At 67.8% G+C, this 9,382-nt stretch carries 9 protein-coding genes and 1 pseudogene; 8 read left to right on the plus strand and 2 right to left on the minus strand.

Going from position 1 to position 9,382, the window contains the following annotated elements; all coding sequences use genetic code 11:
• Positions 1–36: 36 nt before the first annotated feature.
• The 7 genes from ACIRJR_RS35995 (at position 37) to ACIRJR_RS36025 (ending at position 7,391) form a co-directional block, all read left to right on the plus strand.
• Entirely contained in the window at positions 37–762 is a 726-nt protein-coding gene (locus tag ACIRJR_RS35995) for a VOC family protein (RefSeq protein ID WP_403788805.1), read from the plus strand.
• 479 nt (positions 763–1,241) lie between these two features.
• Complete coding sequence (locus tag ACIRJR_RS36000; RefSeq protein ID WP_403788807.1) at positions 1,242–2,222, plus strand: TIGR03557 family F420-dependent LLM class oxidoreductase; 981 nt, start codon at positions 1,242–1,244, stop codon at positions 2,220–2,222.
• A 149-nt stretch (positions 2,223–2,371) separates the two neighbouring features.
• On the plus strand, positions 2,372–2,671 hold the full coding sequence (locus ACIRJR_RS36005; RefSeq protein WP_403788809.1) for a plasmid stabilization protein: 300 nt from the start codon (positions 2,372–2,374) through the stop codon (positions 2,669–2,671).
• A gap of 84 nt (positions 2,672–2,755) precedes the next feature.
• Positions 2,756–3,424: an HAD family hydrolase gene (locus tag ACIRJR_RS36010; protein WP_403788811.1), complete on the plus strand. Its 669-nt coding sequence runs from the start codon at positions 2,756–2,758 to the stop codon at positions 3,422–3,424.
• A 381-nt stretch (positions 3,425–3,805) separates the two neighbouring features.
• Complete coding sequence (locus ACIRJR_RS36015) at positions 3,806–4,876, plus strand: glycoside hydrolase family 43 protein (protein WP_403788813.1); 1,071 nt, start codon at positions 3,806–3,808, stop codon at positions 4,874–4,876.
• 666 nt (positions 4,877–5,542) lie between these two features.
• On the plus strand, positions 5,543–6,700 hold the full coding sequence (locus tag ACIRJR_RS36020) for a pyridoxal-phosphate dependent enzyme (RefSeq protein WP_403788815.1): 1,158 nt from the start codon (positions 5,543–5,545) through the stop codon (positions 6,698–6,700).
• A gap of 25 nt (positions 6,701–6,725) precedes the next feature.
• Positions 6,726–7,391 carry a transcriptional regulator gene (locus tag ACIRJR_RS36025; protein WP_403788817.1) on the plus strand — a complete coding sequence of 222 codons (666 nt, stop codon included), beginning with the start codon at positions 6,726–6,728 and terminating at the stop codon, positions 7,389–7,391.
• A gap of 114 nt (positions 7,392–7,505) precedes the next feature.
• Here the strand turns inward: ACIRJR_RS36025 and ACIRJR_RS36030 are convergent.
• A pseudogene (locus ACIRJR_RS36030) lies at positions 7,506–7,655 on the minus strand (pirin); the annotation flags it as partial.
• A gap of 110 nt (positions 7,656–7,765) precedes the next feature.
• Here ACIRJR_RS36030 and ACIRJR_RS36035 point away from each other — a divergent pair.
• Entirely contained in the window at positions 7,766–8,920 is a 1,155-nt protein-coding gene (locus ACIRJR_RS36035) for a tyrosine-type recombinase/integrase (RefSeq protein WP_403788819.1), read from the plus strand.
• Positions 8,921–9,093: 173 nt separating this feature from the next.
• On the opposite strand, the gene ACIRJR_RS36040 is transcribed toward ACIRJR_RS36035, so the two are convergent.
• Positions 9,094–9,382 (minus strand): hypothetical protein (locus ACIRJR_RS36040; protein WP_403788821.1); only part of this gene is annotated, 289 nt, incomplete at its 5' end.

Here is a 9,382-nt window from a genome sequence, read left to right on the forward strand (position 1 = left end):
ACGCCGGTGCAGGGTGCCCCCTGCTGGGTCAATCTGATGGTCACTGATCTGGGAGTGGCCCGGGCCTTCTACGGCGAGGTACTCGACTGGAGATTCCGGTCCAGCTCGCTGGACGAACAGTCCCTCGTAGCGACGGCCGACGGCGGTCCGGTGGCGGGTATCGGCAGCCGCAGGCCCGGACTCGCACCGGACTCGGTGTGGACTCCGTACTTCGCCGTGCGGGATGCCGATGCGACGGCGGCGCGAATCCGCGAGCGCGGTGGCACCGTCGCGGTGGGGCCGATGGCTTTCGGTGACGGCCGTGTCGGCCTGGCGGCGGACCGGGACGGGGCGACGTTCGGGTTCTGGGAGGGCTATGCGCTGGCCTGGTCGCCGGGAGAGGGCGGGGCGCCCGCACGCCTCGATCTGCAGACGCGCGACGTGTTCGACGCTGCGGTGTTCTACGGGGAAGTCCTCGGCTGGGCCACGGAGGAGGAGATCGATGTCGTCCACCGGATCGACCATGTTCTGGTGAAACTGAGGGGGCGGGTGGTCCTCTCTCTGCGGGGCGGCGGCGTTCGGACTTCCTCACTGCCTGACCTGCGGCCTCGCTGGCTGGTGACCTTCGCCGTGGACGACGTCGAGCGGGCCGTCGCCGCAGCCATGAAGGCAGGAGGCGGCAGGCCACAGCTTTCGTCCGCCGCCTGGGCATCCGAGGGCTTCTCCCGAACCCTGCAGGACCCCGACGGAGGGCTGTTCGCTCTCGCGCACCGGGAGCCCTGACCACCCCGCCGCACGGCACAGTGGGTAGCCCACTGACCGTCGGCGGAGGGCGCCGTGCGCTCGTCGGCCCCGCGCGGGGACACCGGCGTCTACGGCGGGGCGTACGGACGCGCCGGCTGACCTGAACGGGTGGCAAAGGACTGTTCCGAGGGGTCGGACCTCTGTCCGGTGCTCGGCGTCCCCGAGCATGTGGTTTCCAGGAACGCGTGTGCGGCCCGGGCGCGCCATCCGCTCGCACGTGCCCGGGCCAGGCGTCGGCCGCCACCCGCGCAGGAAGTGCTCCAGGTGAGACACGCAGAAGGGTGGGTACGCGCCCAGGCGTCGGCAGCGGGAAGAACCGCCGCGCCAACAGACGCGTCGGACAACGCCCCGAGCCGCTGCCCTGGCCGCACGGCTCAAGCGCACACGGAGCCGGGGGCCCACTCGGGCGGTCCCGACTGCGCGCGAAAAGCCCCGGAGACACGAGAAGCGAGGACATCATGGAAATCGGCTACAAACTCGCAGCCGAGGCGTTCGGTCCGGCGGAACTCGTACGGCAGGCTGTACTCGCCGAGCAGGCGGGCTTCGACTTCGTCGAGATCAGTGATCACTTCCACCCCTGGCTCGACAACCAGGGGCATTCCCCATTCGCCTGGACCGTACTGGGGAGCATCGCGGCCAAGACCACGAGTATCGGGCTGGCGACCGGCGTGACCTGCCCGACGGTGCGCTACCACCCCGCTGTCATCGCCCAGGCGGCGGCAACCCTCGCACTGCTCTCGGAGGGCCGGTTCGTCCTGGGTGTGGGATCCGGCGAACGACTGAACGAGCACGTCGTAGGCCGCGGTTTCCCCGACGCGGTCAGTACGCGGCACGAGATGCTCCGGGAGGCGCTGGAGATCATTCGGCTGCTGTGGAGCGGCGGATACCGGTCGTACGAGGGAAAGCATCTGCGGTTGGAGGACGCCCGGGTGTTCGACCTCCCCGAGCAGTTGCCCCTGATCGCGGTGGCCGCCAGCGGCCAGGTGTCGACGCGGATCGCCGCAGAACTGGGCGACGCCCTGTTCGCCACGGAGGACAAGCCGGAGATCGTCCAGAGCTACCGCGCCGCGGGAGGCATCGGCCCCCGCTACGCGGAGGTCCCGATGGCCTGGGCCCCCGACGAGCACACCGCGGCCCGGGCTGCCCTGGAGACGTCGCGCTGGGCCGTGACCGGGTGGAAGGTCATGAGCGAGCTGCCCAATCCGGTCAACTTCGATGCTGCGACCACGACCGTGCGAGAGCAGGACATCCTGGAGAAGTTCGCGTGCGGCCCGGACCCCGCCCGCTACACGGACACGGCGCAGAAGTTCGTCGACGCGGGGTTCGACAGGATCGTCATGCAGAACGCCGGCCCGGACCCCGACGGCTTCATCGACTTCTACCGGCGCGAACTGGACGGGCCTCTCAGGCGGCTCCGTCCGAAGACCGCAGGAAGCTGATCGGGCCGCCGACGGACCGCACATCACCCGAGCGGACGGCCCACGGCTCCCCACGACGAGGATTCCCCGGCCGGGGTGGAGAAGAATCGTGCGGGGCTCTCCCGCGACTCGTCGCGAGTGGGAGTCGACATGACCGGCCCGGCCGAACCGTGAGTGTGCCCCACGGTCTCCGGCATTGTTCGAAGGAGCGGGGCGCATCCCATCGGCGGGCGCAGGAGATCGCCGCCCGGACGGTGAACAAGGAACGGGCTCGGTCCGGGGAGACGGGACAGGCGGGTAGGGGGTCCACCCAGGACAGGAAGTCCGCCTGCCGACGCGGGGGCGAACGTCCCCACGAGGGTGCTCGAGGCCCCACGAAGGACCAGCTCCACCAGGAAGCCAGGAAGAAGAACATCGACGGCCGGTCCTCCATGACCAAGGACGAATTGCGTAAGGCTCTCGGGCGCTGACCAGCTCCGAAAGCGAGTCGGATCGGCGGAGGCCAGGCGACGGAGCCGATGGCACGGCGGCCGGTGACAAGGGAGTGAGTGCACATGCCAGGCGCGGCGATCTTCGACGTGGACGGCACGCTGACCGACACCAACCACCTCCATGTGGTGGCTTGGTGGGAGGCGTTCAGGCAGGCGGGCCACACCGTGTCGATGACGGACATCCACGGGGCGATCGGCCTCAGTTCCGCAGATCTCATCGAGCGGCTGCTCGGAGGCCGCCGTGACCGGGACCAGGACTCCGTCATCAGCTCCGCGCACACGGTGCTCTACGGAACCTACTTCGACCGGCTGCCCGCTTTCGAGGGTGCGGGCGACCTGCTGCGTACCCTGGCCGGACGCGGTTGGCGCGTCGTTCTCGCCACATCGGCCAGTGGTTCGGAGCTGTCGGCCCTGCGTCGGGCCATCGACGCGGACGACGCCATCTCCGAGACGGCGAGTTCGGACGACGTCGCCGAGGGGAAACCCTCACCCGAACCCGTGCGGCTGGCCTGTGAACTGGTCGGCGTACCCGCCGAGCACGCGGTGTTCGTGGGTGATTCCGTGTGGGACATGGAGGCGGCGAAACGGGCCGGTGTGCGGTCGGTGGCGCTGACGTCGGGTGGGATTCCCCGCTCCAGTCTGGAACAGGCGGGTGCCGGCGTGGTGTACCGGGACGCCGCTGAACTGCTCGCTCGACTCGATGACAGTCCCTTCGCACCGACGCCCACCTGACAGCTCTTACGCTCCCCGCTTGGCCGGGGTCCGTCGCGCGCGGGTGAGTGCAAGGGGCGGCGGGCGCGGGGCACGGAGCGGACGTCCGAGCCGGTCACGGGTGCCGCCTCGTCGGGTGACCGCGTACGGCTCAACCGGTCCGCGCGAGCTCGCGGTTACCTCACGTGCACGCCTCCCACCCATTGACATGTCCCGGACGTATGGCAAAGCTGTGAGAGCGCTCTTTCATCGATGTAAATTCCGGCACGTCAGCCCAGGAGACTCGGCGGCCGGGGTCGCCCCCGCTGCTTCCTCCCACGCGACCCCGGCCGGATGCCGCCCCCAGTCCGGCACATGCGTCGGCGCGGCGTCGAACACGGAGGACAACCACGGGACGGGACCATGAAGCTTGCTCGCCGCCTTTCCGGCGTCGCCGCGTGCACACTGTCCGGCGTGCTCGCCGCAGTGCTGTCACTGTCGTCCGCGGAACCCGCCGAAGCGGGCCAGACCGGCCTGCGGGCCGCGGACCCGAGCGTCCTGCGCGTAGGTGCCACCTATGTCTCGGTGCAGTCGACCGGCGGAGGCATCGCCGTGCGGCAGGCCTCGTCCACGGGGGGCCTCGCCTCGGCACCGGCCCGTCAGGTCTGGTCGGACACCCGCGGCCTCGGTGAGGTGTGGGCTCCGGAGGTCGTGCGGGACGGCGGCCGCTACTACATCTATTTCTCGGCCGGTCGCGGATCCGCCCACCGGATGTACGTCATCAGCTCCTCCTCTCCGGACAGCGGCTACACCGCCGAGACGAAACTGGCACTGCCGGAGGACAAGTGGGCCATCGACGGGGCACTGTTCACCTTCAACGGGCAGCGCTGGTTCGTGTGGTCGGGCTGGGCGGGCGACACCAACGTCGAACAGAACCTCTACATCGCCCGGATGAGCAGTCCCACCACGCCGACCGGCGCGCGGCACGTCATCTCGCAGCCGCGCGAGCCGTGGGAGCGGGTGGTCGGCAACCCGTTCATCAACGAGGGGCCCGAGCCCATCAAGGATCCGAACGGGCAGCTTCACATCACGTACTCCGCCAACGGGAGCTGGAGCGACCAGTACTGCATCGCCGATCTGCGGCTGAGGGCCGGCGGTGACCCCACGTACGTGTGGGACTGGTACAAGTCCAACGGCTGCCTGTTCGGCTCCAACCGGGCGACGATGATGGCCGGCTGGGATCCCACTCTCCACGTCAACGGCCCCGGCCACCACACGTTCGTGTTGCTCGACGGCGATATCAACACCAGCCCGCCCGCAGGCCCGAAGTTCCCCCTCATGTTCCACGCGGTCCCGAAGGGGACGCCCTACGCGTGGGAGAACCGGTACTGGTACACGGGCTCTTTCGCCTGGTGGGGCAACACCACCTACAGTCGCGCCAACGTCCCCGGCGCCCCCAGCGACTCCGGCTGGAGCCTGAAGTTCTTCGAGTAGTCGGCTGGCTGCATCCGCCGCTCGACCCAGGGCGTCCGCCCGGTGGCCGCCCAGCCGCTCCCCCGGCAGCGGAGCAACTGGGCGACGCCGCTGACGACGCGAGCGGTACGACACTCGATGCCGGAAACGCCGGAACGCTTCCCGCAGCTGACGGGCCAGTAGGTGTTACGGGGCGACGACGGACCGGCCCACGGAGGTGCAAGCGCCCCTGAGGGGTTGGATCGTGCACTCGGACCAGGCGTGTCAGCCAGTGAGCCGCCTTCACCGTGGCATCCGTCGCACTTCGCCGACTTCACCCAGGGCGCCCGACATCACCATCAACTCGGGCAGCGGCGACGCAGGCCTGGCCCTTCGGGTCACTCGGCCGTCGGTCGGCCGGAGCCGCTGCTCCGGCCGCGATCCGGGCGTCAGCCCCAGCGGGGGTCCCGGGCACTGTCACCGCCGGTCGGGCCGGCGCGGCTCGCCGACAACGAGGCGGCTGGCGCATGACGCGGCGCTGGACCTCGCGGCTTCGATCAGTACCGGTCGGCGCAGTACGGCACATCGACACAGTTAGACTTATTGTTCAAATTTATAAAATACATCTACCATGGGGATGGCCGCGTGCCTGGCGGATCGTAGGGACCCGGTGACGGCACCGCGAGCGAGGAGATGCGGGAATCGCCCATGAACGCTGAACAGCACTCAGCCGTCACCGCCCCCGGCCTGTACGACCGGTCCGGGAGGCGCTACCCCCTGGCCGAGCCCCGCTGGCGGGGCGAGGACGGCAGCCCTCTCGCCGTCAGTGCACTGCCGGGTCTGCGCCCCGAACAGATCGACACCGCCGAACGGTCCCTGTGGCGCTATCACGCGGCCCTGCCCGTCGAGGCCACCCACCGGGTGAGCCTGGGCGAAGGCTGTACGCCGATGGTCCCCGTCGACTGGGCCGGACGCCGCGTCCACTTCAAGCTGGAGTGGTTCAACCCGACCTCCAGCTTCAAGGACCGGGGCGTATCGGTGATGATGTCCCACCTCGTGGCCCACGGAACCGACCGCGTGCTGGAGGACAGTTCGGGCAACGGGGGTTCCGCGGTGGCCGCCTATGCCGCCGCCGCCGGCATCCGCGCCAAGATCATCGCCCCCGGGGGCACCTCGGAGGCGAAAATCCTCCAGGCCCGCGCCTACGGAGCAAAGATCGAGCTCGTGAGCGGCACCCGCGACGAGGTCTCGGACGAGGCGATCCGGCAGTCGGAGCACATCCCCTACGCCAGCCACAACTGGCACCCCATGTTCATCCAGGGCACCAAGACCATCGCTTACGAGATGTGGGAGTCTTTCGGCTTCACCGCGCCCGACAACGTCGTCCTGGTGGCCGGGGCCGGAAGCAACATCATCGGGTGCGACCTCGCGTTCGGCGAGCTGCTGGACGCCGGCCAGATCGACAGGCGTCCGCGCTTGTTCGTCGGGCAGCCCGAACACTGGGCGACCATTGCCGACACGGTCAACGGCATCGACCCGGCCGACCGCGGCGAGCGGGTACCGACGATCGCCGAAGGCGCGTCGATCGCCCGCCCGGTCCGGCTGCCAGAGGCGGTGGAGGCCGTCCGACGCTCCGGCGGCGCCGCCTACGCCGTCCCGGAGGAGGAGATCCACGCCGCGGTCCGCGCGCTCAGCGCGCGAGGCCTGTACGCCGAGCCGACCAGCAGCGTCGCCGCCGCGACCCTCGACCACTTCATCGAGACCGGGGACATCGCGCCGGGCGAGACGACCGTGGTCGTACTCACCGGCGCGGGGCTGAAGTCCGCCGAGAAGATGGCCTCGGTCTTCGCCGGGCCCGTCGGCTGAGCCCCCGCCAGGAAAGGAGAGCGCGATGGCAGACCCCTCCCATGACGATCACACCGACGAACACTCCGTGGAAGAGGACGAGCACCTCCTACGGGAAGCCGAGCGCATCGCCGTCGCCATCGGTCGCACGTTCCCGGGACTGTGCGAAGTCGTCCTGCACGATCTGCGCCGACCCGACAGCGCCATCCGCGCCATCGAGAACAACCTGTCCGGGCGGCAGGTCGGCGACTCCGCCACCGAGCTGGGGCTACGCCGTATCGCGGACCCCGACTACCCCGGCGTCATCCAGAACTACAGCAACCAGTTCCCCGACGGACGCCCGGCCAAGAGCACCTCGATCGGCATCAAGAACGCCGACGGGCGCTACGTCGCGGCCCTCTGCCTGAACCTGGACGTCAGCACGCTGTCCCCTCTGGCTCTGACCCTGGCCAACCTCGTCGCCACGGACGTCGCACACCGGGGTGAGGACCTGGAGACACTGCGCGACCGCACAGGACGCGAACTCCGTTCGGCCATCGACTCCTTCGCCGCACAACGCTCCAGTACCCCCCGCGGCCTCAACCGAGGCCAGAAGCGCGAACTGGTCCGGCAGCTGCACAGCGAGGGATTCTTCGAGACCCGGAGTTCCGCACAGCTCATCGCCGACCGGCTCGGTGTCTCCAGGGCGACCGTCTACAACTACACGAAGTAGCCGTGCCGGTACCCGCCGGAACCACCAGCCGCCCCGGGAATCCAGCCCCTGTCGCGCTCTGCCACACTGCCGCCGACCGCCACGAGTAGGGCCAGATACCGGTTGACATAAGGGTCAGCGCACTCGGCCCCGGGGTTTCAACGGCACCGGGGGCAACGCCGGAGCAGGGAGCGGTGCACCGTCGTAGCCACGTACGGCACCGAACCGGTCACCGTTCATCCAGTCCTCGCGGGCCTGCGTGATGTCGTCCTGGGTTCTGGCGACGAATTTCCACCACATATCACGGAATTGCCGTTTCTCCCCAGGTCAGGGGGCTCAGGCACCATCGCTGGTCAGCAAGAGGTCAGCATTGGATGCAAGGGAGCTTTCACGAGATGGCAGCACGCACACTCGCTCACGGCATGGGGTCCTTCTTCAAGGAGTGCGAGCACCCACGGCATCGCTGGTCGAAGTGCCTCCACCCATACAAGATTCGCTATCGCAGCTCGACAGGAAAGCAAGCGGAGGAGGGAGGCTTCGCCACTCAGGACCAAGCGATCTCGCGGTTGACAGAAATCTACAAGGAGAAAAAGGCTCGACCCTCGTCACAGGCAAGGGCTGACCGCATCCAGAAGTACGGATCCATGCGCTTCCAGGAGTACGCCACCGAATGGATGGCAGGGCAGCGGCACCTCGCAGCAGCGTCCGTTCGCCACCTTGAGTCACTCCTTGAGCACCACATCCTGCCGGCACTCGGCAGCCGACGGATGAACAGCTTCGACCACAAAGTGGTCGATGGCTTCATCCGGACCATGGAGAAGGCACACGCCGGTCTGGCCACTCAGGCCAACGCCTTCGACAAGCTGCGGGCGATACTCCTGGATGCGCAGCAACTCGGCCTTTACGCAGAGAGCCCACTCACTGGCGTCAAGCCTCCGCAGTACGATCCGTCCCGCGCAGTTATCCCTTCCCTCCCCCAGCTTCGATCGCTGCGTGAAGCAGGAGACGATGCGTTCAAGTTGATCGTCGACCTGATGAGCGGCTGCGGACTCCGCAATGGTGAAGCCGCAGCCATCAACCTCAACAACCTCGTCGCGGACGACGTCTACCGCGTCAAGGAGCAGGTCGTCATGTCGACAGGGAAGTACGGGCCTTTGAAGCACCGAAAGGCATGGCAGTATCGCGACGTCCCGCTGCCCTCCAGCGTCAGGGTAACGATCGAGGAATACGCGGAGAAGCATGGCTCGATCGACGGCTATCTACTTCGCCGACCGACGGACCCCACCCAGCCGTACCCTCATTGGGGTATGTCGAACCAATGGAGTCGGCTGAAGGCTGCAGGCGCGGCGGACATCCCAGAGGGGATGGTGCTGTACGGCCTGCGCCACTTCTTCGCTTCGAACTGCCTCAGCCACGGGATACCGATCACAGACGTCGCCGACTGGATGGGCCACAAGAACCTCGATGTCACCTTCAAGATCTATCGCCATCTCATGCCCGGCTCCATCGGACAGGCGGCCAAGATACTGGACATGGCGCTAGTTCCATAACGCCCGACCTGGGGCGGGGCATCTGACACGACGCCCCGCCCCGGATGACGCTAGCCAGCGTACTGCTGGCGAACCCACCTCTGGATGTCACTGATCTTGAACTGCAGCTTGGCGTTACGACCACTGCCGAACTTGTACGCCGCCAACCCATGACGAGGTGCGTCACGGTAGAGTCAAGTCAATGACACGTTGAGGTATTCGGCGGTCTGTTTGGCATTCATGAACTGCGCAGCCATGGTGACTACTCCTCGGATAGGCATGGCAGTGATCCTCCCGACGGTTTCTGTTTTGGCCATGCCCCCAGTCAATGATATGAACAGCTCGCAATCAGTGAGCCGCTTGCAACCTGCAGAGGCTGAGCGCAAGTTATTGATCCGAAACGCTTTCGGTGCAGGCTCGTTGATGGTGTGTGAGTGATCTGGTGGGGGATGCGCGGACTTGGTCGCCGGATGCGCAGGAGGC

The sequence above is a fragment of the Streptomyces sp. NPDC102402 genome (assembly GCF_044765765.1).
Taxonomy (GTDB): Bacteria; Actinomycetota; Actinomycetes; order Streptomycetales; family Streptomycetaceae; genus Streptomyces.

Bases quoted from the DNA above. Each gene is read 5' to 3' on its own strand.
- ACIRJR_RS36020 (WP_403788815.1), top strand. From the start codon at position 5,543: ATGAACGCTGAACAGCACTCAGCCGTCACCGCCCCCGGCCTGTACGAC.
- ACIRJR_RS35995 (WP_403788805.1), top strand. From the start codon at position 37: ATGGTCACTGATCTGGGAGTGGCCCGGGCCTTCTACGGCGAGGTACTC.
- ACIRJR_RS36035 (WP_403788819.1), top strand. From the start codon at position 7,766: ATGGCAGCACGCACACTCGCTCACGGCATGGGGTCCTTCTTCAAGGAG.
- ACIRJR_RS36025 (WP_403788817.1), top strand. From the start codon at position 6,726: ATGGCAGACCCCTCCCATGACGATCACACCGACGAACACTCCGTGGAA.
- ACIRJR_RS36010 (WP_403788811.1), top strand. From the start codon at position 2,756: ATGCCAGGCGCGGCGATCTTCGACGTGGACGGCACGCTGACCGACACC.
- ACIRJR_RS36015 (WP_403788813.1), top strand. From the start codon at position 3,806: ATGAAGCTTGCTCGCCGCCTTTCCGGCGTCGCCGCGTGCACACTGTCC.
- ACIRJR_RS36000 (WP_403788807.1), top strand. From the start codon at position 1,242: ATGGAAATCGGCTACAAACTCGCAGCCGAGGCGTTCGGTCCGGCGGAA.